This is a genomic window from Martinezella sp. CNPSo 3890 (genome assembly GCF_057784455.1).
On sequence record NZ_JBXSOR010000004.1, the window covers coordinates 267,317 to 293,733 of the forward strand.

Below are 26,417 nucleotides of genomic sequence, written 5' to 3' on the forward strand. Positions count from 1 at the left end.
TTTTGTTCTCCCTCTTTAGACTTGATTATTGTTCAGACGCCGATCGCCTCGCCGAGGACTTCCTCATGCGTCGCGGCATGGAAATCATGGCTGGCAACCAGCTGGCCGTGGCGGAAGACGTGCAGGCGGTCCGCGAGCTCGTAAACCTCGGGCAGATAGGACGAAATGACGATGATGCCGGCGCCGGCGCGCAGCAGCTTGGCAAATAGCCGATAGATCTCCGCCTTCGTTCCGACATCGACGCCGACTGTCGGCTCATCGAAGATGAAGAGCTTGGCGCCGTGGCTCAGCCATTTGCCGATGACCACTTTCTGCTGATTGCCGCCGGACATGGCTGAAACCAGAACCCGCCGGCTCGGTGTCTTAATGCTGAGATCGCGGATCTGCTTGTCGGCATTGGCCGCCTCGCTCTTGTTATTGATGATCGGACCGCTGCTCAGCCGCTGGAACACGGGGAGATTGATGTTAAGCCCGATCGGCAGGTTGAGGCAGAGGCCCTGATCGCGTCGGCTCTCCGGTGCTAGGGCAATACCGAGTTCCATCGCGTCACGCTCGTTGCGGATGTCGACCTTGCGTCCCTGCCAGTAGATTTCGCCCGCAGAAAGCGGTTGGCGACCATAAAGACCCAGCGCGAATTCGCTGCGGCCGGCACCGATCAGTCCGTAAAGACCGACGATCTCGCCTGCACGGACGCTGAGCGAAACATTCTCGAAGCCGGGGCCGGAAAGGCCGCGGGCATCGAGGATGGTATCGCCGATCGGGATCTCCTCCTTGTGGTAGATCTGCTCGATGGAACGATTGATCATCAGCTTGATCAGCTCGTCCTCGTTGGTTTCGGCGATCGTGCGGGTGCCGACATGCGTGCCGTCGCGCAAGACCGAGACGCGATCGGCCAGCTCGAACACCTCTTCCATTCGGTGGCTGATATAGACGATCGTTACGCCTTCGCCCTGCAGACGACGGATCAGCTTGAACAATTGCGCCGATTCCTGGCGGGTGAGATAGGCAGTCGGCTCGTCGAAAATCAGGAATTGGGTGCCGCGCATCGCGGCTCTTGCCGTTGCCACGAGCTGCTGCTGGCCGATCGTGAGCGAGCTCAGGAGTTCGCCGGCCGGCAGTCCGAAGCCGAGATCATCGAGCACGGTTTGCGCCATCGCCACCATCTGCTTCTTGCGCATCAGGCCGAAACGATTGACTTCATCGCCAAGGAAAAGATTGGCAGCGACGGTCAGATGCGGGCAAAGCACGACTTCCTGATGCACCGCATTGATGCCGCGGGCGATTGCCTCATTCGGCGTTGCGAGCGCAACCGGATGCCCACACCAGAAAATTTCGCCCGCCGTCCTGGTGATGACGCCGGTCAGGAGCTTGATGAGGGTCGACTTGCCCGCACCATTTTCGCCGACGATCGCATGAATCTCTCCAGCCAGAAACGTGACGGTCGCCGGCTTCAGCGCCTCGACGAAGCCATAGCGTTTCTGCAAGCCCTTGAGTTCCAGGATGGGCGAGCCTGGCGGAATGCGGTTTGCTTCCGTCTTGACGGTATCGTCGTGCCGATGGCTGATTTCTTCAAGGCTCGTCATGAGGTCTCCTCCCTCTCGCATCGCCGCGCGACCGCCTCGGAGAAGCGGCCAGACGAAAAGGCCGCGCCCGCTTTGTGCAGGCGCGGCCTCAAGCCTTACTTGACCTTCGGGTTCAACAGCGCGTCGATCTTCGGATCGCTCATGTTCGCCTTGGTGACGAGGTTGGCGCCGGTGTCGACATTGGCCTCGACCTTTTCCTTCTTGGAAGCAGCGAGCGCCGTTTTGATGCCGTCATAACCCATGCGGTAGGGGTCTTGCACCACGAGGCCGGCAAGAACGCCCGACTTCAGGAAGCCGACCGTCTTGTCGTCATTGTCGAAGCCGATGACCTTGATCTTGTCGCCGAGCTTGTTTTCAGCAATCGCTTGGCCCACACCCTGCGCCATGATCAGGTTGGAGGCGAAGACGCCGACCAGCTTCGGATTGGCCGTGATAAGGTCCGTCATGATGTTGAGACCGGTCGTGGCCTGACCGTCCGCATATTTGTCGGCAACGACCTTCAGGCCCGGATACTTGTTCTTGACCTCTTCCAGGAAGCCCTGACGGCGCTGGTCGAGAGAACCGACGCCCGGCAGGCTGGTGATGATGGCGATCTCACCCTCTTCCTTACCGGTCATGCCCTTGATTGCGGCCGCAAGACCGTCTGCAGCGATACGGCCGCCCTGGACGTTGTCGGTCGTCAGGAACGAGACGAAGGACTTGGAATCGGCAGCAGAGTCGATACCGACGACCGGCACGGACTTGGCGGCTTCATCCACGGGCTTGCCGAGCGCCTTGAACTCGGTCGGCGAAATGACGACAGCAGCCGGCTTACCGGCAACGGCGTTTTCGAGAATGCTGATCTGACCGTTGATGTCGGATTCCGACTGTGCGCCGAGTTCCGGCACCTTCACACCGAGATCCTTGCCCGCCTGACGAGCGCCGGCAAGAACGATCTGCCAGTAGAAGGATGTCGTATCCTTGACAATGATCGGAATGGTCACGTCGGCCGCGAAGGACTGCACGGGCATCGCCATCGCTATGATGGCAGCGCCGGCAAGGCCGGTAAAGCTGCGGCGGGATAGAAGTGACTTGGCAATTTTCATCTGCTTCTCCTCTCAACGCGCTCTGTTCTCCTGCACACCCGCCGCTGAACGCTTACGGCTCGGTATCGCAACGCCTTGCGGCATTACGCATCGCGCGGCGGAAAGGCCACCGACGCCAAAACAGGCTTTCCTCCTCTTCGAGGCCGTCTCTCCCGACGGCTCGATAGCTCCCAATCTGCTAGACTCTGACCGCCTCGTCTCCCAATGGAGGCGCGACCACAGTCAAACCTTCGAACTCCGCATAGAGACTGTCGGGAAGCCTTGGCTCCACGAGCTGCATGTTGCGGACAAGACTTTCCGGCTTCGCCGTACCGATCAGTACCGACGCCACGCAAGGGCTGCGCAGCGGGAACTGAAGCGACGGCTGGGCAAGCGGTACACCGTGCTTGCGGGCGATCTCCTCCATCGCCCCCACCTTGGCCAGAATATCCGGCGTCGCCGGCAGATAGTCGAAATGCGCGCCAGGCACGGGGCCAGTCGCCAGAATACCGGAGTTAAAGACGCCGCCCACGATGAGCGACGTTTCCTTCTTCTCGCAAAGCGGCAGCAGCTCGGCAACCGCGGAACGATCCAGCAGGGTATAGCGGCCTGCAAGCAGAATGCAGTCGATATCGGCCGCGTTCATCACATCCAGGCAGACCGGCACTTCGTTGACGCCGAGACCATAGGCCTTGATCGCGCCGGACGACTTCAGCTCCTCCAGAGCTTTCAATCCCGACCCCAGGAGCTGCCCAAGGTAACGCTCGTTCAGGGCTTTGCCGTGCGTATAGCTGCCGATATCGTGGACATAGAGAATATCGATGCGATTGAGTCCGAGACGGGCATAGCTGAACTCGACCGAGCGCATGATGCCATCATACGAGTAGTCGTAGTCGGCATCGAAAGGCAGAGGATCGACATAGCCGTAATTCGGCACCTTGTCGGTCGGCACCGGGCGCATGAGACGACCGACCTTGGTCGACAGCACGTAACTGTCCTCGGGCTGGTCTCGTAGAAAATCACCAACGCGGCGTTCGCCAAGGCCAAAGCCATACCAGGGCGCAGCGTCGAAATAGCGAATACCGCTGTCCCAGGCGGCCTGGAGGGTTGCCATTGCCTGGTCGCGCGGACAGGCACGATAGAGGCCGCCCAGCGCCGCAGCGCCGAAGCTGATCTCCGTGACCTTGAGGTCCGTCCTGCCGATCGTTCTTGTTTGCATCACCTCTCCCTTGTGATGGCTGTCGCGCAATTTCCCATGAGCGCATTTCCGGCGCTCTTGTATCCCTATCGGAGCGATCCAAGCGGGCCGCTCCCATTCCTCCTTCGTCATTGGTGGCGGTTAGCTCCCGATAGTCCATCCACCAATTGATTTTGTTTTTTATCTACAATAAACATTTTGGTGTCAACGAGCAATCGCCTGACGCCTTGGAGGAAGGTGGCCAGTGCGCTCCGTCAACACTCCTGCAATTGACTGCCATTCGATCATGGTTCAGACAGCGCCGCCGGTAAAGAGCGGCGACGACACGCGAGGGGGAAATGGCAAGGCAAAACACGCTCTTCAAGGAAGCGTATAATCGCTATGCGGCGCGCCTGAAGCCCGATACCGAGCTGCCGAGCGAGCCGGAAATCGCTGCGGAACTCGGCGTCAGCCGCAGCACGGCGCGCGCGATCCTCATGCGTCTAAGTGACGCCGGCATCATTCTCTGGAACAAGCGGCAGAAGACGGTTCTGCGCCGGCCGACGGAGGACGATTTCTTCCCGAAGGAAGAGACCGATTCACTCCATGACATCATCGAACGCAGTTTCATGATGCGCATCATGTCCGATGAAGCACAGCCCGGCATGCAGATCAACGAGCTGGAACTGGCGCGCGAGATCGGCACCGGTACCTCGGTCGTGCGTGAATTTCTTATTCGTTTCAGCCGCTTCGGGCTGATCGAAAAGCGACCGAACAGCCACTGGATTCTCAAGGGCTTCACCAGCGAATTTGCACTTGAGCTCGCCGATGTGCGCGAAATGTTCGAGCTGCATTCCGCCGCCGAATTCGGCCGCCTGCCCGCCAATCACCGCGCCTGGGAGGATCTGAAAGCGATCGAGCAGGAGCATCACGCCCTGCTCGAGGATTTCGACGCGCATTACCGCGATTTCTCGCGTCTCGATGAAAAGTTTCACCTTCTCATCCATCGCGCCTCAAGGAACCGCTTCATCGCCGATTTCTACGACGTAATCGCCATCATCTTTCACTATCACTACCAGTGGAACAAGACGTTCGCCCGCGAGCGCAATGCCCGCGCCGTGACCGAACACCTCGACTATATCGAGGCCCTGCAATCACGCGACCAGCGAAGGATCGACGCCGCGTGCCGCCGGCATCTCGCCTCGGCGCGGCAGACGCTGTTACAGTCGATCCCCCAGGGTGCGGGCGAAATTGCCGGCTCGGTCGCCTGACGGCAAGAGCCGGCTGCTCGCTCACCTCGCAGTAAAACTCAAGCTTTGGCTGGCAAAGCGCGGGGACGAGACTTCGAGGTTGATCGTCCCAGACTTGCCCGTCGCCTGCAGCCAGAAGCCCGTGGTTCCACCCTGGAATGCCGCCGTTTGCGGTCCGAGGACCTTGCCCGGGCCATCGATCTTGACCGTGATGGCTTCATTGAGAAAAGCCAGACGCGAGCCGGCCTGATCGAGGGCACGCACGATGACACGCACCGTGTCACGCTCACCCGCGCGCAGAGTATCGGCATCGGCTTCCACCTGCAGCGAGGTCGGCAGCGGATTGGCGACCATATGTTGCTGCGCTACCGGCTTGCCATTGATGTAACCGGCGAAATGCACGTCCTCCCACTCCATCCCCCATACGCCGAGTTCGTCCGGTGTGAAGGATCGATGATCGAAAACGACAGGCGGGTGCGGCAAATGCGGGAAAGTTTCCCGGTCCGGGCCGAGACGCTTGGTCAGCGACCCATAGCGCAGTTCGACCTCGTCGCAGTTCGTCAGCACGATCAGCGGCAGCGCGCCGCCGATGTTGCGCTCGCCCCGCGCCCAGATCGTTACCGGCTTCATGACGATCTCTTCGGCGGGCTCGCACTGGCTGGCGTAGACATAAGCGGCGAATTTCGGCTCGCGGAACATGTCCATGACGCCGTGGTAGCAGATGCGGTCACCCGAGCCGAAATCGCTATGGGTGTTGTAGTCGAACATGCACCAGCCGATGGCGCCCGATATCGACGGATCACCATAGGCGGCATTCAGGACTTCCAGATGCCGGCGCACATGCTCGGCCTGGCGCTGCTCCTGATCGTAGATTTTCGTCGGATACATATGGCCGCCGAATTCGGTAATCAGATAGGGCACATCCTTGGAGAGACCGGTATTTTCCTGCTGCGGCCTCAGCGGCGTGCGCGGCCGGTTGGCACCCGGCAGTTCCTCGTTGCCGAGGATGAAATCGTTCATCGTATAGACGTCCTCGAGCATTTCGCTCTCGGTGATATAGCGCACCCCGCCCGTCTGGCGCGTCGGATCGAGCTCGCGTGCCAGGCGGTTCGTCTCGGCGTAGAAATCGTGAGAATCCTGGGATTCGTTGATGCGCACGCCCCAGATGACGATCGAGGGATGGTTCCAGTCGCGTTCGATCATCCGACGCACATTGCGGATCGATTCCTGCTGCCATTCCTTATCGCCGATATGCTGCCAACCGGGGATTTCCTCGAAGACCAAGAGGCCGATACGGTCGCAATGATCGAGGAACCACTTCGATTGCGGATAATGCGAAGTGCGTACGATGTTGCATTTCAGCGTACGCTTCATGATTTCGGCATCACGCTCTTGGGCGGAACGGCCCATCGCATAGCCGACATAGGGGAAGGCCTGATGGCGATTGAGACCGCGCAGCTTCAGCTTTTTGCCATTCAGCAGGAAGCCTTCCGCTGTGAAGCTCGCGGTACGGAAGCCAAAAGTCGCAGCAAGACGGTCCGCGCCGTGCTCGCTCGCAAGCTCCACTTCCGCCGAATAGAGGACGGGGTTGTCGAGCTCCCAAAGCGCAAGACCGGAAAGGCCGCTAAAGCTGAGCTTGATGCTTTCACCTGATGTGTCAGCCTCACCCGAAGCGATGGCTGCTCCGTCGGCAGAGCGCAGAGTAACAGTCACCGTACCCTTGAAAGCGAGATTTTGCGGATTGGAGATGTCGCAGCGCACCGTCGCGGATTTGTGGTCGGAAAGGACATCTGTCGTCTCGATCTTGATGTTGGCGACCGAGACGGGCGCAGCGACCTTCAGCCAGACATCGCGATAGAGTCCGGCATAGGTGAGATAGTCGATCCGACCGCCGAAAGGCGGGATCTCGGGATTCTCGCTGCCATCGATCTTGACCGTGATCAGGTTCTCACCCTTATGCAGGCGACCAGTCAGCCGCGCCTCGAACGGCGTGTAGCCATCCTTGTGGGCAACGATTTCCTCGCCGTTCAGATAGACGACGGCATCGGCCATGGCCGCATCGAAGATCAGCGATACCTCACGGCCTGCGAAGCTTTCATCCCAATTGACGATTTTCTGATAGGTGAAGGCGCGCTGATAGGATTTCTCGTCGAAATAATTGAAGGGCAGTTCGACGGCCGTATGCGGCAGAGTGACCTGCTGTCCATCCTGCGGGCGGCCGGCATCTCCGGGCGAAAACCCTTCATGAAACGTCCAGGATTCATTGAAGGCGACAACAGAACGCATATTCAATCCTATCGATTAAGCCCGTCGCATCGGATGACGAACAGATGTTGCTGGGAAGTCAGACGCGCGGCGAGGCAGGCGGGACGCCGCGGGGCGATATCTATACAGGCTCGCCGTCGTTGCGCAATGCGACGGGTTGGCGGATTTCCATTTTCAAGACAGGCAAGCGATAGCAAGAACGTCGACCTATTACGGTTCTATCGGCTCCGTGCATTCTTCGTCTCCTCGACTGGACTGCGCACCGCGGCATACATGCCCGTCGTGCGGAACTCCGTCGGATTGATGCCGTAGATGCGGCGAAACACCTTGGAGAAATAATTGGCATCGTCGAAGCCCGACATGATCGCGACTTCCTTGACCGGAATGAAGGCAGCCTTCGTCAGCAGCTTCGCCGCGCGCTGCATGCGCTGCTGTAAAACGAATTCCGCGGGTGGCACGCCTTCGCTCTCGGCAAAAACGCGCGAAAAATGCGCGCGGCTGAGGCCGCCCACCTTCGCAAGCTCTTCGACCGGCAGCGGCTTGTCGAGATTGGCATTGATGTAGTCGATGACGATCTGCATGACGGATCGGTCGGCGGCAAAGGCATGCGAGCCGAAGACGTCGTCATAGAGCGCCATGGCCGCCTCATAGGCGATGGCCGAAGCCGAAGCCGGCGTCGTGGCGCCCTTGACGAGTCGAAGACTGCAATCGGCAAGATGATCGATGGTCGCCTGCTGTAGCTTCAACACAGGACCGGCGGCAGCGAGTATCAGGCGATGGATGCGCAATGCTTCCTCGCCGTTCATGGAAATCCAGAAATACTCCCAGCGTTCCCCCTTCTCCAGCCAATAGCGGTGATTATGCGGCACAAGAACGAGGAGCGTGTCGCCGGCATTGACACGATAATTGCGGCTTTCATAGCGCAGGCGCCCGGTGCCACTGATCGTGTGCTGCAGCACGGTGAACGGTGTCAGACCGCGCCGTCGTCCGTCCCAATCATAGGGTTCGTCATAGCGCACTTCATATCCCGCACTGGTCGGCATGGCGTGCAATCGGTGGCGGCCGCGCGGCAGCGAAACCGTCCGCATGACCTGTCCGTTGTCGATCAATTCTTGCAGCACAAAATTACCCTCAAAAGCATAATAGTTCTCTGTTCGCCTCGGCGATTATAGGCATAATCCCGCCAGAAAACAGCGCATGCTCGCCGGCGAGGAACGGCGATCGGAGGAAAAATCTCGATTTCGGCCTGTTCCGCAACCGATACGACACTGGACGAAAATGCCGTCGATTTCCCTGCCGCTGCTTGTTCGATCGACTTGAAGGTGAGGATCATGAGTTTCAAAATCGCTATTATCGGCGCCGGCAGCGTCGGCTTCACGAAAAAGCTGTTCACCGACATTCTCTGCGTGCCGGAATTCCGCGACGTCGAATTCGCGCTAACCGACGTGAGTGAGCACAATCTGACGATGATCAAGGCGATCCTCGACCGGATCGTTGAAGCCAACAAGCTGCCGACACGCGTCACCGCCAGCACGGATCGCCGCAAGGCGCTGGAAGGCGCACGCTATGTCATCAGCTGCGTGCGGGTCGGTGGTTTGGAGGCTTACGCCGAGGATATCCGCATCCCGCTGAAATACGGCATCGACCAATGCGTCGGCGATACGATCTGCGCCGGCGGCATTCTCTACGGCCAGCGCAACATTCCGGTCATTCTCGATTTCTGCAAGGATATCCGCGAGGTCGCCGAGAGCGGCGCCAAATTCCTGAACTATGCCAACCCGATGGCGATGAACACCTGGGCGGCCATCGAATACGGCAAAGTCGACACGATCGGCCTCTGCCACGGCGTCCAGCACGGCGCCGAACAGATTGCCGAAGTGCTCGGCGCCAAGGACAAGCGCGAACTCGACTATATCTGCTCCGGTATCAACCACCAGACCTGGTTCGTCGACCTGCGCCTCAACGGCCGCAAGATCGGCAGGGACGAGCTGATCGCCGCCTTCGAGGCGCATCCGGTCTATTCGCAGCAGGAAAAGCTGCGCATCGATGTCCTCAAGCGTTTCGGCGTCTATTCGACCGAGAGCAACGGTCACCTGTCGGAATACCTGCCCTGGTACCGCAAGCGCCCCGACGAGATCAACAAATGGATCGACATGTCGGACTGGATCCATGGCGAGACCGGCGGCTATCTTCGCCACTCCACCGAGACGCGCAACTGGTTCGAGACGGAATTCCAGCAGATCCTCGACAGCGCGTCGCAGCCGATCGATCCCGCACGCCGCTCCAACGAGCACGCCAGCCATATTCTCGAAGCGTTGGAAACCAACCGCGTCTATCGCGGCCATTTCAACGTCAAGAACAATGGCGTCATCACCAATTTGCCAAGCGACGCGATCATTGAATCCCCAGGCTTCGTCGACCGCTTCGGCATCAACATGGTGGCGGGTATCACATTGCCAGAGGCATGCGCCGCCACCTGCATCTCCTCGATCAACGTGCAGCGCATGTCGGTCCATGCCGCCATTAGCGGCGACATCGATCTATTGAAACTCGCCGTATTGCACGACCCGCTGGTGGGCGCCGTCGCCACGCCGGAAGAGGTCTGGCAGATGGTCGACGAAATGGTCGTCGCGGAAGCGCGCTGGCTGCCGCAATATGCGCATGCTGTGGACGAGGCGAAGGAGCGCCTGTCGCGCGGCAAGGTCAAGACACGCGACTGGAAGGGCGCGGCGAGCCGCAACGTTCGCTCGATCGAGGAGTTGCGCGCAGAGAAAGCAGCCTTGAAACAGGCTGGCTGACGAGCAGGCAGGCCGGAAGGTGGAGGTTGAAGCGGGATCTTAAGGGGATGTCCCGCTTCAACCAGCCATCTTTCGTTTCAAAGGAGGAACGCGAGGTCTCGAACGGAACGCTCGCGATTTAGGGAGAGAGAAAAGATGAGACATTTTCGACCGATCGGCCTTTTGGCTGCGTTGACGATTGCCACATCCGCAATCGCGATCAGCGCCCATGCGGCCGACCCGACTGTGCCGCCCGTTCCACCGGTTTTTCCGGCGGAAGGAAAAATCAAATATGTCGAGCGCAACTCCATTCTGGAATTCAAGGCGCTGCCGGAATATCACGAGCCTGCCTGGGTGACGGAGAAGTTCGTCAAGACCGGCAAACTGCCGCCCGTCAAGGATCGCCTACCGAAAGAGCCGCTCGTGTTCAAAACCGGCAACATGCCCGACGGCATCGGTGTCTATGGCGACACGCTGCGCCATGTCATCGGCGGCCGGCCGGAAGGCTGGAACTACGGCGCCGGCCAGACGCAGGGCTGGGGCGGCATCGACATCGGCCTTTCGGAGTGCCTGACGCGCACGGCTCCCCTCTTCCAGGTGGAAGCCAAGGACACCGAACCGCTGCCGAACCTCGCCAAGAGCTGGGAATGGTCGCCGGACGGCCATAAGCTCACCATGCACCTGATCGAAGGTGCAAAATGGTCCGACGGCGCGCCCTTCAACGCCGATGACATCATGTTCTACTGGGATGACGAGGTCATCGATCCGAATGTCTCGCCGCTTGGCGGCGGTGCATCTCCGGAAGCTTTCGGCGAAGGAACAACTCTCAAGAAGATCGACGATTACACAATCGAATGGACCTTCAAGGACGCCTTCCCGAAACAATATCTCTACACGATGGCCTATCCCAATTTCTGCCCAGGCCCGTCGCATCTTTTGAAGCCTCAGCACCCGAAATATTCCAAGAACACCTACGACCAGTTCAAGAACGCCTTCCCGCCGGAATATATGAACATGCCGGTCATGGGTGCCTGGGTCCCGGTCGAATACCGTTCCGACGATATCATCGTCATGCGCCGCAATCCCTATTACTGGAAGGTCGACGAAAAGGGCAACCAACTGCCTTACCTCAACGAGCTGCATTACAAGCTCTCGACCTGGGCAGACCGTGACGTACAGGCAGTTGCCGGCTCTGGCGACCTGTCGAACCTCGAGCAGCCGGAAAACTTCGTCGCCTCTCTGAAGCGCGCCGCACAGCCCGATGCTCCTGCCCGTCTCGCCTTCGGTCCCCGCCTCATCGGCTATAATTTGCAGATGAATTTCTCCGCCAATGGCTGGGGCAGTCCGGACGAACGTGCACAAGCGGTGCGCGAGTTGAACCGCAACGAGGATTTCCGCAAGGCCGTCACTATGGCGCTCGATCGCAAGGCGCTCGGCGAGTCGCTGGTCAAGGGACCGTTCACCGCGATCTATCCGGGCGGCCTATCCTCCGGCAGCAGCTTCTATGATCGCAATTCCACGGTTTATTACCCGTTCGATCTCGCGGCGGCAAAGGCCGAGCTTGCAAAAGCGGGCCTGAAGGACACGGACGGCGACGGCATCGTCAACTTCCCGGCCGGCGTCAACGGCGGCAAGGATGTCGAGATCACGCTTCTGGTCAGCAGCGACTACACCACCGACAAGAGCCTTGCCGAGGGCATCGTCAGCCAGATGGAAAAACTCGGGCTTCGAGTGATCATAAACTCGCTCGTTGGTCCGAAGCGCGACGATGCCAATTATAGCGGCCGTTTCGACTGGATGGTCCGCCGCAACAGCACCGAGCTTGCCTCGGTCGTGCAGAATACCGAACAGCTTGCACCGGTCGGCCCCCGCACCAGCTGGAACCACCGCGCCCCGGAAAGCGGTCAGCTGGACCTGATGCCCTTCGAAAAAGACATGGTCGATGTCGTCAACAAGTTCATCACGTCGAAAGATAACGACGAGCGCGTGGCCTTGATGAAGCAGTTCCAGAAGATCTCGACCGGGCATCTCTACAATATCGGCCTGACCGAATATCCAGGCGCTCTCATCATCAACAAGCGCTTCTCCAACGTTCCTCCGGGCACGCCGATCTTCCTGTTCAACTGGGCAGAAGATTCGATCATCCGCGAGCGGCTCTGGGTAGCGGCAGACAAACAGGGCAAATACGAGCTGTTCCCAGAGGAACTGCCGGGTGCCCCAGGCAGCGCCGGCCCGATCAAATAAGGTTCCAACCAACCCCATGGCAGCCGGTATGATGCAGGCTGCCATGGGACCTGAAACATCCAGCGATCAGCTATCGCCGGGTTAAATGAAGCGCTGGCGATGTCGTTCCTGGAGAATGGGACAGTCGACAGCATCAAGAGAAGCGAACCGTCCCATGTTACGATTCCTGCTCGTTCGCATAGCCTCCGCCATTCCCGTGCTCCTGATTCTGAGCGTGGTGACGTTTGCCATCATCCAGGCGCCGCCGGGCGATTATGCCGATTATATCCGCTCGCAACTGATGAACCAGGGCGGCGCGTCCTTCGAACAGGCCGATGCCCAGGCGCAGGCCTATCGCAAGGAACATGGCTTGGACAAGCCGATGATCGTCCAGTATTTCAACTGGATCTGTGGCATCGTCACCAAGGGCGATTTCGGCTACAGCATGGTCTACAACAAGCCGGTGGCCGATGTCGTCGGCGAGCGCCTGCCGCGAACACTGGCCTTGGCGCTCGTGTGCCACATCCTGGCTTCCATTCTCGGCATCGGTTTCGGCATCTGGGCCGCAACGCGGCAATATAGCTGGATCGACAATCTGCTTGCCGGCATCTCCTTCCTCGGCATGACGGTGCCGCGCTTTCTGATGGCGCTGATCATCGTCTATCTCCTCGTCTTCCAGCTCAACGTCTCGGAGATCGGCAGCTTCTTCTCGCCGCAATATGGCGGTGCGCCCTGGTCCTGGGCCAAATTCGTCGATCTCGTCAAGCATGTCTGGCCGGTCGTCGCGATCGCCACGTTCGGCGGTCTCGCCTACAACATGCGCATCATGCGCGGCAATCTGCTCGATACGCTGAATGCCCAATATGTGGAAACGGCGCGAGCTAAGGGCCTTTCCGGCGGCGCCGTCGTCATGCGCCATGCCGTGCCGAATGCGCTGCATCCTCTGATCATGTATCAGGGCGTGGTTCTGCCCTATATGCTGACCGGCGAAATCGAGACCGCGATCATCTTCACGCTGCCGACCGTCGGGCCGGCGATCGTCGGCTCGATGGCCGTCGGCGACGTCTACGTGACCGCAACCTTCATGATGGTGCTTTCGGCAACCCTCATCGTCGGCAATATCATCGCCGACGTGTTGCTTGCCCTGCTCGATCCACGTGTGCGTCAACAGGGAGGAATCCACTGATGCTCGCCTTCAGCAACTCCCCGCCGCCGCCCGAAGAAAAAATCAAGCAGAAGAGCGGCAATGAGAGCTACCTCGCCCTGGTCTGGCGTCGCCTGAAGCGCTCCTGGACCGGCATGGGCGGCCTTACTCTCGTCGTCCTGCTGCTGCTGATGGCAATCTTCGCCGAATTCATCGCACCGCTCGACCCCAAGGCGACCGACACCGGCTTCGCGCCGCCGCAGGTCATCAGCTTTCACGACAAGGACGGCAATTTCGTCCTCCAACCTCGGGTCTACGCACTTGCTGAGACCAGCGATCTCGATCCGGTCACGTTCCAACCGATCGTTGGACCGGATTACGATCACCCTCGCCTGCTTGGTCTCTTCGTCAAGGGTGACCCCTATCATCTCTTTGGCCTGATCCCCGGTGACCGGCATCTCTTCGGCGCCACCGACGGCGGCCCCGTTCATTTCCTCGGCACGGACAAATTCGGCCGGGATGTGCTGTCGCGCGCCATTTACGGTTCGCGCATCTCCTTGATGATCGCCTTGACGGTGGTTGCCATCGTCACCGTCGTCGGCACTGCCGTCGGTATGATATCGGGCTATTTCGGCGGCACGCTCGATGCCTGGATCCAGCGTTTCGTCGAAGTGGTACTGGCTTTCCCGCAACTGCCGCTCTACCTGGCACTGACCTCGCTGATCCCTGTGACGGCTCCGACCAATGTCTTCCTCGCCTTCGTCATCGTCGTCATGTCGGCGCTCGGCTGGGCGCAGATGTCGCGCGAGGTGCGCGGCAAGACGCTGGCTCTGGCGCGGATCGATTATGTCCGGGCGGCCATGGCGGTCGGCGCGACCGACCGGCGCATCATCCTGCAGCATATTTTCCCGAACGTCATGAGCCACGTCATCGTGACGGTCACGCTCGCAATCCCGAGCGTCGTGCTGCTGGAATCCTTCCTCGGCTTCCTCGGCTTTGCCGTCAAACCGCCGCTGATCTCCTGGGGTCTGATGCTGCAGGATACGTCGACCTATTCGGTCATCGGCTCCTATCCCTGGATCCTGACGCCCGTCGCCTTCGTTCTCGTCACCGTCTTCGCCTTCAACGCCCTTGGCGACGGCCTACGCGACGCGATCGATCCCTATTGAGAGGAGAACGGATATGGCTCTTGCACTCGTCAATTCCTTCGCTCCCGACAGGCGGCTCGATGCTGCGAACAAGACAGCCGCACCTGTCATCGACGCTCGCAATATTGCCGTCAAGTTCAAGGTCGAGGACGGCATGGTCGATGCCGTCAAAGACATCACCTTCCAGCTTTATCGCGGCGAAACCATCGCCATCGTCGGTGAATCCGGCTCGGGAAAATCGGTGACCGCCCGCACGGTGATGGGCCTGCTGACCAAACGCGCCGTCGTCTCCGACAAGTCCGCCGTTCATTACGACGGCAAGAACGTGCTGAAATTCTCGGAGCGGGCGCGTCGGCAATTGCGTGGCGACCGCATCTCGATGATCTTCCAAGAGCCGATGAGCTCGCTCAATCCGATCTACACTATCGGCAGCCAGATCGTCGAAGCGATACGGGTCCATCGCAAGGTCAGCCGCCGCGACGCGGAGAAGCGCGCGCTCGATCTCCTGAAGCAGGTTCAGATTCCCGATCCGGAAGCGCGACTGAAACAATATCCGCACCAGCTCTCCGGTGGCCAGCGCCAGCGCGTGATGATCGCCATGGCGCTCGCCAACGACCCGGACGTACTGATTGCCGACGAACCGACGACAGCGCTCGACGTCACGGTGCAGGCGCAGATCCTGAACCTCATCCGCAACCTGCAAAAGCAGCGCGGCATGGCCGTGATCCTGATCACTCACGACCTGACGGTCGTGCGACAGTTCTCCGACTACGTCTATGTGATGCAGCATGGCGAGATGCGCGAGCACAATACGACGGAGGCGCTCTTTGCGCGCCCGCAACATCCCTATACGCAGCACCTGCTGACCTCGGAGCCACGCGGACAGGCAAAGCCGCTGCCGCCGAACTGCGACACGATTCTCGAAGGCAAGTCCGTCAAGGTGGCGTTCATGCTGCGGCACGGCAGCTTCTTCAAACCCGACATGCGCGAGCTCGTCGCCGTCAACAGCCTCAATATCGAGCTGCGCCGCCACGAGACGCTCGGCCTTGTCGGCGAATCCGGCTCAGGCAAGACCACCTTCGGTCAGGCGCTGCTGCGGCTGATCGATGCCGATGGCGGCGAGATTTTCTTCGACGGGCAGCCGATCCATGGCCGCTCTCGCGCCGAGATGCGGCCGTTGCGCTCGCGCATGCAGATCGTCTTTCAGGATCCTTTTTCGTCGCTCAATCCGCGCATGACCATCGGCCAGATCATTTGCGAGGGGCTGATTGTCAACAATCTCGGTTCCAACAAGGCGGAGCGCCTGGAGCGCGTCAAGGAGGCACTGGTCAGTGCCGGCATGCCGGCCAACATTCTCTCGCGCTTCCCGCATGAATTTTCCGGCGGCCAGCGCCAGCGTATCGCCATTGCCCGCGCCATCGCGCTTGAGCCGGAATTCATTCTGCTCGACGAGCCGACCTCCGCACTCGACCTTTCCGTTCAAGCCCAGATCATCGACCTCCTGCGCAAGCTGCAGGATGAAAAAGGCCTGAGCTACCTTTTCATTTCCCACGACCTCAAGGTCGTCCGCGCCCTTTGCCATCGCGTCATCGTCATGCAGCATGGCAAGATCATGGAGCAAGGACCGGTCGAAGAGGTTCTATCCCATCCCAAGACCGCTTACACAGAACGCCTTGTCAGAGCGGCGTTCGAAGTAGCTTCGTAGCATCCCAGGAGATTTTGACATGACAGGTACTCCCAAGATCACCTTCATCGGCGCCGGCTCGACCGTCTTCATGAAGAATATCATCGGCGACGTCTTGCAGCGGCCCGCCCTTGCCGACGCCAGGATCGCGCTGATGGACATCAATCCGCAGCGGCTGGACGAAAGCGCCATTGTTGCCCGTAAGCTGGCCTCAACGCTGGGCACCTCCACGACGGTCGAAACCTTTACCGATCAGCGCAAGGCGCTCGACGGTGCGCATTTCGTCGTCGTCGCTTTTCAGATCGGCGGCTACGAGCCCTGCACTGTTACCGATTTCGAAGTGCCGAAGAAATATGGCCTGCGTCAGACGATCGCCGACACGCTCGGCGTCGGCGGCATCATGCGCGGCCTGCGCACGGTTCCGCATCTCTGGAAGATTTGCGAAGACATGCTCGCCGTCTGCCCGAACGCGATCATGCTGCAATATGTGAACCCGATGGCCATCAATACCTGGGCGATCGGGGAGAAGTACCCAACGATCAAGCAGGTCGGTCTTTGCCATTCGGTGCAGGGCACGGCCATGGAGCTGGCGCACGATCTCGACATTCCCTACAACGAGATCCGCTACCGCTCGGCCGGCATCAACCACATGGCCTTCTATCTCGAATTCGAGCATCGTCAGCCGGATGGTTCCTATCGTAATCTCTATCCGGATCTCGTTCGCGCCTATCGCGAAGGACGCGCGCCGAAGCCCGGCTGGAACCCGCGCTGCCCGAACAAGGTGCGCTATGAAATGCTGACCCGCCTCGGCTATTTCGTCACCGAAAGCTCCGAGCATTTCGCCGAATACACCCCCTACTTCATCAAGGAGGGCCGCGAGGATCTAATCGAGAAGTTCGGCATTCCGCTCGACGAATATCCGAAACGCTGCATCGAGCAGGTGGCGCGCTGGAAGAACCAGGCCGAGGAATATCGCACGGCGGAAAAGATCGAGGTCAAGCAGTCGAAGGAATATGCTTCCTCGATCATCAATTCGGTCTGGACCGGCGAACCTTCCGTCATCTACGGCAATGTCCGCAACAATGGCTGCATCACCTCGCTGCCTTATAATTGCGCGGCGGAAGTCGCCTGCCTCGTCGATGCCTCCGGCATCCAGCCGACCTATGTCGGCGATCTGCCGCCGCAGCTGACGGCGCTCATCCGCACGAACATCAACGTGCAGGAGCTGACCGTGAAAGCTCTGATGACCGAAAATCGCGAGCACATCTACCATGCCGCCATGATGGATCCGCACACGGCAGCCGAACTCGATCTCGACCAAATCTGGTCGCTGGTCGACGAGCTGTTGACTGCCCATGGCGACTGGCTGCCGGAATGGGCGCGCGGCAATCGCAAGGTTCAGGCCGCGTAAAGCCACTCTCTCCCGGCTTGCGGCCCAAAAGGCCTCGCGGTGGCGCCGCGGGGCCTTACATTTTTAGCTTCCAGGAAAAGATAAAAATCCAAAATGCAGCGAATGATGCCGTCATAACAGATGGCAAAGTGGGATCGACTGCGCTAGAAACGCTCGCAGTTTGGAGGAGACGAACGACATGGCCAGCTCGAACACATTCACCACCGGAACATTCGTCGGCCGCATCTGGCGCCCGGATGTGCAAGGCCCCGCTCTCGTCACCCTTCGCGACGGCACGCTCTATGACATCACCTCGAAGGAAGCGCCGACCATGCGCGACCTTCTGGAAAAAGATGATCCGGTGGCTTTCATTCGCACGCAGAAAGGCGAAGCCATCGCCAAACTCGATGATCTGCTGGCCGCCAAGGCCGACCACTCGGCCATCCACCTTCTCGCCCCCATCGACCTGCAGGCGATCAAGGCCTGTGGCGTCACCTTTGCCCGCTCGATGCTGGAGCGCGTTATCGAGGAGCGCGCAGCCGGTAATCCGGACCTAGCCGAAGCGATCCGCGGCAAGGTGACCGCACTGATCGGCGACAGTCTGCGCAATTTGAAGGCCGGTTCAGCGGAAGCGGCCAAGGTCAAGGCGGCGTTGATTGAGGAAGGTGTCTGGTCGCAATATCTCGAAGTGGGCATCGGACCGGACGCGGAAGTCTTTTCCAAATCGCAGATAATGTCGTCTGTGGGACAAGGCGCCGATGTCGGCCTGCATCCGATCTCCAAGTGGAACAATCCCGAGCCGGAAATCGTGCTGGCGGTCGACAGCCAGGGCCGGGTCAAGGGCGCCACCCTCGGCAACGACGTCAACCTGCGCGACGTGGAAGGCCGATCCGCCCTACTCCTTGGCAAGGCCAAGGACAACAACGCCTCCTGCTCGATCGGGCCGTTCATCCGTCTGTTCGACGAGACCTATAATCTTGATGACGTGCGCAACGCCGATCTCGACCTCAAAGTCGAAGGTGAGGACGGTTATGTGCTGCACGGCCGCTCGTCGATGAAGGAAATCAGCCGCGATCCGCTCGATCTCGTCTCCCAGACCATCGGCCGCCATCATCAATATCCCGACGGCTTCGTGCTGTTCATGGGAACACTATTTGCCCCCGTCGAGGATCGCGACACGCCCGGCCAAGGCTTCACCCACAAGGTCGGCGACATCGTCACCATTTCTAACGACAAGCTCGGTTCGCTGCGCAACCGCGTGCTTTTGTCGACCGAATGCCCGCCCTGGACCTTCGGCGCCTCGCATCTGATGCGCAATCTGGCCCGGCGGGGATTGATCTGAGACTTCAAAGGCGAATTGGCCACACGACCCTATGCCTTGAAAGATCCCGCTCTCCCGGAAAGCGCCGCCAGATCCTCGGCAAGGCGCACGGGCAGGTCCATGCGCTCATGCAAAATACTCATCACGCCAAGATCGCCGTTATCGAGCTCCCGGAAGAAGACATAATGATGCTCGTAGCGACTGAAATACGCCTCGTGTTTCACGTCGGCGGGAACTGCAAGACGCTGCGGAAGCTTGCGCCATATCGCCCTTTCCTCGCATAGCCGCTGCAAATGGGTATGCAAGCCGGTGATATACGTCACCGCCTGCTTCTCTCCCCATGTCTCAACTGTATCCCGCCAAATCTTGTCCTGCGCCGCATCCGCGCGCGGATAAAAGCGATACACCACCATGATCAGCGACGCGTATTGCGGCGAATGACATCTTCGGCGGAAACTGCGATAAACTCGCTGTCATCCGCGCGCATGGCCGGTGCAAGCTCCTTTTGCAGCGCATCCCACGCCTCATTACGGGTTTGAAGGTCGCGACGTATCAAGGCGCGAATGTATTCGCTGGCGTTCTCATAAAGACCAGTGTCGCCGATCTGCTGCTGAATGTGGTCTTGCAGCGCACCGCTGACCTTCACATGAATGCTACCCGACGCCATCGGAACTATCCTTCCATTCCACCTCAATTGTGGAGTTCGTAGCATATATTGTCAATATTCTTCACAGGTAAGAGCGCGCCGCATCATCGCGACGACTGTCCGGGCCACCAGCAACCTTGCCGTCGGAGCCGACGAGGCGGCAGAAAAACCCCCTCGCGAAAAAGGACGACGCAACGCCGCACCTCCCTCCGATTGGCTTGATTGGATCGCGCTGCCTACAGTGGGGCTTCTTCATTGCCTGCGAGATCGTTGACGACTAAGCGCAAGATCCGAGCGACACCAGTCTCGCCGAGAGTTGCGCAGCATCGATAGAAGCAAGATTGCCACCGGTGAAAAACGGATCGTCTGAAACGTCGCGTCCAATCCAGTGAGGCAATGCATGCGCTTCGAGCAAGGCGACGGATTCCGCCTCGATTTCGCATAGAACCAGGCCGACAAGCTGACCTTCGAAAACATCGAGGCAAAGCGCAGACGAGGCGATATTGTACCGCCTCTTCCGAATGCCTTTGCCGTTCAACGCTGAAAGAAGATCATATTCCTGCGATGTCAGATAGATATTGACGATTGCGAGGGATTGGCGCTCGGGCCGGGGTACTTCTTGCAGAGCTTGTATTGCTCGTCTCCATTCTCGCAGATGATCTTGCGCAGGCGCAGCCGGGTGCCGTCGAGATAAAGATCTTCGATCAGCCGGGATGCTAGACCGGAAAGATCTGGAATGTCGCTGAGGAGAAATCGGCGTTCATATTCGGGCCGCGCATATTTCGGAATTGAGTTTGCCATATTGAAATGGGACGCCCGCCTCTCAAAAGCACGAGCACCGGCTCCCTCAATCTCAATGAGTGGACATCGACTGCGGCTGGTCGAGGCGGCTGCGCACAGCGGTCAGTTCCGAGGTTGTATGGTTCAGGCGATCGGCCAGCACGCGCATGATCTCGACGGCCATCTCCGGGAAATCGCTAAGCAGCTTCAGGAAATGCTCCTTGCTGATCTTCAAGGCTTCCAGCCTGGAAGTCGCTTTCACCGTGGCTGTACGGGAGACATCGCAGAGGATGGCAATTTCGCCAACGATGGAATTGAGGTCGACTTCGGCAACCTTGATCTCGCCGGCTGGGCTATCGACGAGAATATCAGCAGTTCCTGAAAGAACAACATAGGCCGCATCACCTTGATCGCCCTGATGAAACAGGGTTTGGCCAGCATTGTAGCTGACCCGATCGGACGTAAACGCCAAGAGTTTCAATTTTGCGGGTGCAATGCGCGAAAAAATCGGCACCCGCTTCAGCATTTCAACTTCGTCCTTCAGAAGCATGAGCTTCGGTACCCCCAGTGTTCGGCCCCAGACGCCACTGTCGAGATAGGATATTACGATAACAGTTCTTTGAACATACCGTTTTTCTCTAAAAGATCGGTGGTAGAGCCATTTTCGACGAGGCTGCCGTGATCGAAAACCATGACACGGTCGAACAATTCGGCAAAACTGGGGTTGGAGAGAACCCAGATGATCGCCGGCGCATAATCGCCGCTATGGAGTTCGCCCAGAATGGCTCTCGCGATCTGATCCTGGACGCGATGGTCGAGTGCCGGCAGCGGGCGATTGCAGATGATGTAATCGGCTCGTTTCAAAAGGGCGCGACCGAGATTGAGTTTCTGGCGCTGCACGTTGGTCAGGCGCTTGCCGCCCGAGCCGACGTCGAAATCCAGCCCGATCGACAGAACTGCATCATGCATGCCGAGACGCCCGAACACATCATACATGATCTGATGGATGCGCTCCGGCGCATTCGCCTGCTGATGCGCGATGCGCCCGAACAGCACGTTGTCCATCAAGGTGGCAGACGCAGTGAAGCGCTCCGGATCGTAGCGCTCGATGACCTTGGCGAGATCGGCCGGAATATTCTCGTAGAACTTCGCGCGCGCCTTCACGATCTTTTCCATGAGCACCTGCGTCAGAAGGCCGAAGCGGTGACGCGGTTCGATATAGGAGAAGCTCAGCCGGATGATGGCCGCACGCTCATCGTCGGTCGCTGCCTCATAGCCCTTGCCGTTCAGCTTCTGCAGCAGCGCCTCATAGGTCGGGATGTCTTCCGCCGTCATGAAGGTCAGCTGCTGGAAGAACGGATGGTCCGGCGGCAGGTCCGTGAAGAGTTCGACTGCGTTTTCGGCGATCTCCAGGCCCATATCATATAAATCGGAGACCAGACCCGTTTCGGCGAATATCTGCTGGAAATAGGGATGAGCCGCCAGTTTGCGATTGGTCATCTGCGGCCGCTTCAGCGTACCGAAAAGCAGATTTTCACCAACGGTCGCTTGCGGATTATAAGCATCGAACTCGAAGGGAACCACGAGATCCGCGAGTTTTTCCTCCTCGAGCCGCGACCGCAATGCCTGCCGCAGCTCGACGATGCGCGACGTCAGATCCTGATGTGCCGTGGCATCGACATTCGAGCGCAAGGCCATGTCGAAAATATCCTGCGACATGGCGACGGCATCGAGAACCGGACGGATGGCGGAGTAGATATCATCCGGCCCCGTCGCCCCGGCGGCGGCATAATCCACCCAGTCGCTATTGAGGTCGAATTCCGGATTGGCCGCACGACGCGCCTCGGCCATGCTCCATTTGACCTTTGTCGCCTCATCCTCGCTGTAGACAGGGGCAACGAGCGGAGCGTGCTTGAGACCATAGAGGAGATTGCTGCGCAAAGTGCCGTGGAAGAAGAAGGTCTCGGAGGAGGCGTAGGCGATGCGTCGCCCGATGAGCGATTCCGGCAGTTCCAGAATATCGTGGCCGTCGATCGAGATGCGGCCGCTGTCCGGCCAGATCAGGCGTCCGAACGCCTCCGCAAGATACTCGCCGCCCGCACCGCTGTCGCCGACGATCGCTACCCTTTCGCCCGGATGAATCTCAACCGAAACGTGGTCCAGCACACGCGCGCCGCTGTCGTCGACGATGGTCAAATTGGTCGCGACGAGAGAATGGGTGATGCGGGCGGCGGGCGCGGGCGAAACCGCCTGGATTTTCGGATCGATCAGATGCTCGACGCTGAACTGTTCGACCACCTGATTGTATTTTACCTGGACGTCCTGACGCGACTGGTCCCAGTCGATCAGCTCCTTCAGTGGTCCGGGCAGATCCTTGTAGGCATTGATGACGGCGACGAGCTGACCGATGTCCAGTCGGCCCTGCAACGCCAGGAAGCCGCCGATCAGATAGAACAGGAACGGCGTTACCTGAGCGAGGAAGTTATTGATAAATTTGACCAGGAACTTCCACTGATAGAGATCGTAGCGGATCGAGAAGATCAATCCGAGCCGGTGCGCGATATCGGCGCGCTCCAGGTTCGTGGTATCGTTAGCGTGGATAGTGCCGATACCATCGACGATCTCACCGACGCGGCCGGAAAGTTCGCGCGCCGTCAGCTGCCGCTGGCGCCCGAGTTCCAGGAGCCGCTTGCGCATGCGGGGAATGACGATGGCCTGCACGGCAACGATGGCCGCGGCGATCATGCCGAGCCAGAAATTCTGCATGATGATGAAGACGAGCGCCGTTACCGCTTGGCCGCCGAGAAGCGCCGGTTGCACGAAGGCATCGCCCGTAAAGCCGCCCATCGGCTCCACCTCGTCCTTGATCATGGTGGCGATTTCCGCGGGCTTGACGCGCTTGAAGTGCGCCGGCGGAAACCGCAAGACCCGGTCGATCAGCTCAAAACGGATACGGCGAAGCATGCGCTCGCCCAGACGTCCCTTATAGGTGTTGATATAGAGCTTGAAGAGCCCGTTGAGGACGACGAGCGCCAAAAACACCATGCTCAGCGCAACGAGCATCCACATGCGCGTCAGCTGCACGCCCTGAAAAATCTCGACATGGCCGATGAGCGGCACATTGAAAGCAATGTGCATGAAGGTCTGCGTATCGCCGGGATGTTCGAAACCTTTGCCCTGGATAGGCCCGTTGACGATCTGCTTCGGCAAGTCGAAGGACAGGAAGTACGGGATCATCGAGGCCGCGACGACGAGCAGTATCCAGACCTGCTCCAGCCGGGTATTCGACCAAATGTAACGCGCTAGGCTTTTTTCCATTGCTTACTGCGGGCTTTCAAATTCAACGCCCAGCGCCAGCGCGATGCCGGCACCGATGTTGCAGAGATGCGGGAAGGTTTCGTTACGGATACGTGGCCCCATATGTGAAAGGGGACTCCGCCCGGTCTTTCGTCCACGCTCCTCCCGATTCATCGATTTTTCGATTTATATCACAAGATTGCGGGAATCCAGGAGGATAAAACGACAGGATGTCTCCGATATCAGCCACACACGTCGCTACATGACCTCACGCAGAATGGCGGATGTTCTGGCGGCGCCGCCAAGATCGATATCCGGCTTGCCTGGCTTGGGTCGGGACAGCGCCGTCCTCACGGCCTCGACCAGCATGTCCGTCGTCAATCCCGCTTCCGGCAAGGCCAATGCCAATCCCAATCTCTCCAGCCGCTCGGCTCGGACGGATTGCTCCGTCTCCCCACCGGCGGTGAAAGGAACCAGGATAGCTCGGCAGCCGGCCACGAGAAGATCGCCGACCGTATTATAGCCGGCCTGCGAAATCGAAAGCTCGGCGCCGCGCAGAAGGGAGGGAAAATCCTTGCGGAAGCGAACCAGTTCGACATTGCCGGGCGCGTCGCTGGCGAGCTCGGCATAATCCCGCTCCGGGAGGTTCGGCCCGGCGATCAACAGCCAGCGGCGATCGCTCGCCACCCGGCTTGCCGCTTCGAGCGAGGCGCGGATAAGGTCGCGCCCGACAGCGCCGCCGCCGGCTGAAACGACGATGTCGAAGGTTTCGACTGGTTCCGGTGGCAAAGCGGGTGCGACAAGACCCGTATAGATGATCTTGTCAGCGATCGCCTCCGTCAGGGGAAAGGTCTCTTCCAGCCGGACGAAATGCGGATCGCCGTGGACGAGCACACCATCAAAATGATCGCGAAGCAGGCCGACCGTCTCTTCGTCGCGCCCCGGTTTCTTCTGCTGCTGCAGAATGTCCCGCACCGAGGTGTAGAGCCTCGGCTTCGGATCGGCTTCAGAAATGGCATCGAGCAGCGGCAGAAGCTCGAAACGCATCTGCCTGCGACCGAAGGGAAAGGCCTCGATGATGACGACATCGGGCGCCGCCTGCCGGAACGCCTCCAGCAACAAGTCGCGGCGCCGAGACAGGAACTCCTCGCCGGCGGCATTGCCAGACTGATCGGCGAGACCGGAAAAGCCGGCGCTGCTCGCAACCACGGCCGGCAATGTGACGGAGGTAACATCCGCCCCCGGGAAGCCGTTGACCGGCAGGCCGCCGGTGACCACCGTCACCTGGCAGCCGTCTTTCGCCAGCGCGCTGGCGATGCGGCTCGCCCGCGCCAGATGGCCGATGCCAAGCAGATGCTGAACGTAGAAAAAGACCCGCAACGGTAGGCTATGCGAGGTTGTCATGCGGATTTCCGCCATTGATCTTCTCTCTGCCATTGCTCCTCGAACAGCCCCGTCAGTTGCCGGATGCTGGCGTGATAGTCGAAATGCTCGCGCACCCGCCTTTCGGCCGCTTCGCCCAGCCTGTGGCGCAGTGCCGGGTTACGAATGGCGGATTCCAGTGCGACGGCGAGCGCCTGCGGATCCTCCGGAGAAACGACAAGACCGTTCGCACCGTCTTCGAGGAGTTCGGGAACGCCGGAGACATCGGTGGAAACGCAGACAAGGCGCTGGCTAGAGGCTTCAACGAGCACGTTCGGCAGCCCGTCGCGATCACCGTCGGCGGCCACCCGGCAGGCGAGCGCGAAGATATCGGCCTGGCGATATTGGGCAAGCACGTCTTCCTGTGCCAGTGCACCCTTCCAGGTGATGCGGTCGGCGATGCCAAGCGTATCAGCCAATGCCTTGAGTTTCGTCAAGCCATCTCCGCCGCCAATGTGGGTAAAGCGCCAGTTGAGATCGCCGGGAAGCAATGCCAGCGCCTTCAGCAGCACGTCGTATCCCTTCTTCTCCACCGCACGTCCAACGCTGAGGATAAAAGCGGGATCGGAAGCGTCCTTGCCATCGCGGCTGGAATGTTCGCCGGTGAAGGAGCCGAAGCGATCCAGATCCAGCCCGTGATAGCTCAGATGGACCTTGTCGTCCGCTCCGACCAGATCGCGCATGTGCTCGAAACCGGTGCGCGTGCAGGTCACGGTCCAGCGGGCGCGGACGAGCTTTTCCGAAAGCTCCCAGTCCGGTGACGTCCAGATATCCTTGGCATGGGCCGAACACGTCCAGGGAATGCCGGTCATGATGCTGGCATAGGATGTCACCGAGGCAGGCGTATGGATGAAATGCGCATGCAGCCATTCGCCGCCATCGGGCCATTCATGCGCCAGCACCAGGGCCTGACCGAAGCGCCGCACGCGGTTCGGCGTGATATCCCGCTTGAGATCGGTCCAGAACTGCTTCAGGAGCGGCTTGAACCCGGGCTTGCCGATACCGGCAAAGAACGCGCGAAGCACCCTCAACGGTTCGTTATGCAGATATTCGGGCAGATAGACGACGCGCGCCTTGATTTCGTCATGGACGGGATGGCGCTTCTTGTCCGTAGGCTTGCGCATCGAAATCAGCGTCAGGTCGAAGCCGGCCTTTTCCAGGCCGAGCAGCTCCTGCGCGATGAAGGTTTCCGACAGGCGGGGATAGCCTTTCAGGACCACCAGTATTTTCTTCCGCATCGACAGGT

The 26,417-nt window shown here is 59.6% G+C and carries 20 protein-coding genes; 8 read left to right on the forward strand and 12 right to left on the reverse strand.

Features of this window, described 5'->3' with window-relative positions:
• Positions 1-32 precede the first annotated feature (32 nt).
• From AC13RC_RS13990 to AC13RC_RS14000, 3 genes are all read right to left on the reverse strand, one after another.
• Positions 33-1,583 carry a sugar ABC transporter ATP-binding protein gene (locus tag AC13RC_RS13990; RefSeq protein WP_488557479.1) on the reverse strand — a complete coding sequence of 517 codons (1,551 nt, stop codon included), beginning with the start codon at positions 1,581-1,583 and terminating at the stop codon, positions 33-35.
• 95 nt (positions 1,584-1,678) lie between these two features.
• Positions 1,679-2,668, reverse strand: a complete 990-nt coding sequence (locus tag AC13RC_RS13995) for an ABC transporter substrate-binding protein (RefSeq protein ID WP_069610312.1) — start codon at positions 2,666-2,668, stop codon at positions 1,679-1,681.
• Between the two features lie 178 nt (positions 2,669-2,846).
• Positions 2,847-3,866: an aldo/keto reductase gene (locus AC13RC_RS14000; RefSeq protein ID WP_488557480.1), complete on the reverse strand. Its 1,020-nt coding sequence runs from the start codon at positions 3,864-3,866 to the stop codon at positions 2,847-2,849.
• Between the two features lie 317 nt (positions 3,867-4,183).
• Between AC13RC_RS14000 and AC13RC_RS14005 the strand changes: the two genes are divergently transcribed.
• Positions 4,184-5,095 carry a GntR family transcriptional regulator gene (locus tag AC13RC_RS14005; protein ID WP_113329619.1) on the forward strand — a complete coding sequence of 304 codons (912 nt, stop codon included), beginning with the start codon at positions 4,184-4,186 and terminating at the stop codon, positions 5,093-5,095.
• 21 nt (positions 5,096-5,116) lie between these two features.
• Here the strand turns inward: AC13RC_RS14005 and AC13RC_RS14010 are convergent, their stop codons facing one another.
• Positions 5,117-7,360, reverse strand: a complete 2,244-nt coding sequence (locus AC13RC_RS14010; RefSeq protein ID WP_488557481.1) for a glycoside hydrolase family 2 protein — start codon at positions 7,358-7,360, stop codon at positions 5,117-5,119.
• Positions 7,361-7,557: 197 nt separating this feature from the next.
• Positions 7,558-8,460 carry an AraC family transcriptional regulator gene (locus AC13RC_RS14015; protein ID WP_113350615.1) on the reverse strand — a complete coding sequence of 301 codons (903 nt, stop codon included), beginning with the start codon at positions 8,458-8,460 and terminating at the stop codon, positions 7,558-7,560.
• A gap of 210 nt (positions 8,461-8,670) precedes the next feature.
• Here AC13RC_RS14015 and melA (AC13RC_RS14020) point away from each other — a divergent pair, with 210 nt between their 5' ends.
• The 7 genes from melA (AC13RC_RS14020) (at position 8,671) to AC13RC_RS14050 (ending at position 19,047) form a co-directional block, all read left to right on the forward strand.
• Positions 8,671-10,137 (forward strand): alpha-glucosidase/alpha-galactosidase, encoded by a 1,467-nt coding sequence (gene melA, locus AC13RC_RS14020; protein ID WP_183808921.1) that lies wholly within the window; start codon positions 8,671-8,673, stop codon positions 10,135-10,137.
• A gap of 135 nt (positions 10,138-10,272) precedes the next feature.
• A complete protein-coding gene (locus tag AC13RC_RS14025) occupies positions 10,273-12,360 on the forward strand; it encodes an ABC transporter substrate-binding protein (protein ID WP_488557482.1) in 2,088 nt (695 codons plus the stop codon).
• Positions 12,361-12,514: 154 nt separating this feature from the next.
• Positions 12,515-13,525, forward strand: a complete 1,011-nt coding sequence (locus tag AC13RC_RS14030; protein WP_488557483.1) for an ABC transporter permease — start codon at positions 12,515-12,517, stop codon at positions 13,523-13,525.
• Positions 13,525-14,652 (forward strand): ABC transporter permease, encoded by a 1,128-nt coding sequence (locus tag AC13RC_RS14035; protein ID WP_113350620.1) that lies wholly within the window; start codon positions 13,525-13,527, stop codon positions 14,650-14,652. The genes AC13RC_RS14030 and AC13RC_RS14035 overlap by 1 nt, the downstream gene beginning before the upstream one ends.
• 13 nt (positions 14,653-14,665) lie before the next feature.
• On the forward strand, positions 14,666-16,336 hold the full coding sequence (locus tag AC13RC_RS14040) for an ABC transporter ATP-binding protein (RefSeq protein ID WP_488557484.1): 1,671 nt from the start codon (positions 14,666-14,668) through the stop codon (positions 16,334-16,336).
• 19 nt (positions 16,337-16,355) lie between these two features.
• Complete coding sequence (gene melA, locus AC13RC_RS14045; protein WP_488557485.1) at positions 16,356-17,726, forward strand: alpha-galactosidase; 1,371 nt, start codon at positions 16,356-16,358, stop codon at positions 17,724-17,726.
• 178 nt (positions 17,727-17,904) lie between these two features.
• Entirely contained in the window at positions 17,905-19,047 is a 1,143-nt protein-coding gene (locus tag AC13RC_RS14050) for a fumarylacetoacetate hydrolase family protein (RefSeq protein ID WP_488557486.1), read from the forward strand.
• Between the two features lie 29 nt (positions 19,048-19,076).
• Here the strand turns inward: AC13RC_RS14050 and AC13RC_RS14055 are convergent, their stop codons facing one another.
• From AC13RC_RS14055 to AC13RC_RS14085, 7 genes are all read right to left on the reverse strand, one after another.
• Positions 19,077-19,439, reverse strand: a complete 363-nt coding sequence (locus AC13RC_RS14055; RefSeq protein WP_113329609.1) for a type II toxin-antitoxin system RelE/ParE family toxin — start codon at positions 19,437-19,439, stop codon at positions 19,077-19,079.
• Between the two features lie 2 nt (positions 19,440-19,441).
• Complete coding sequence (locus AC13RC_RS14060; RefSeq protein WP_112723358.1) at positions 19,442-19,693, reverse strand: ribbon-helix-helix domain-containing protein; 252 nt, start codon at positions 19,691-19,693, stop codon at positions 19,442-19,444.
• 546 nt (positions 19,694-20,239) lie between these two features.
• Positions 20,240-20,473: a hypothetical protein gene (locus AC13RC_RS14065; protein ID WP_488557487.1), complete on the reverse strand. Its 234-nt coding sequence runs from the start codon at positions 20,471-20,473 to the stop codon at positions 20,240-20,242.
• A gap of 52 nt (positions 20,474-20,525) precedes the next feature.
• Complete coding sequence (locus AC13RC_RS14070) at positions 20,526-21,002, reverse strand: cyclic nucleotide-binding domain-containing protein (RefSeq protein ID WP_069610301.1); 477 nt, start codon at positions 21,000-21,002, stop codon at positions 20,526-20,528.
• A gap of 53 nt (positions 21,003-21,055) precedes the next feature.
• Positions 21,056-23,770, reverse strand: coding sequence for an ABC transporter ATP-binding protein (locus AC13RC_RS14075; RefSeq protein WP_152093163.1), 2,715 nt, complete (start codon positions 23,768-23,770; stop codon positions 21,056-21,058).
• Between the two features lie 237 nt (positions 23,771-24,007).
• Complete coding sequence (locus AC13RC_RS14080) at positions 24,008-25,153, reverse strand: glycosyltransferase family protein (protein WP_488557488.1); 1,146 nt, start codon at positions 25,151-25,153, stop codon at positions 24,008-24,010.
• Complete coding sequence (locus AC13RC_RS14085; RefSeq protein WP_488557558.1) at positions 25,150-26,415, reverse strand: glycosyltransferase family 4 protein; 1,266 nt, start codon at positions 26,413-26,415, stop codon at positions 25,150-25,152. The genes AC13RC_RS14080 and AC13RC_RS14085 overlap by 4 nt, the downstream gene beginning before the upstream one ends.
• Positions 26,416-26,417 lie beyond the last annotated feature (2 nt).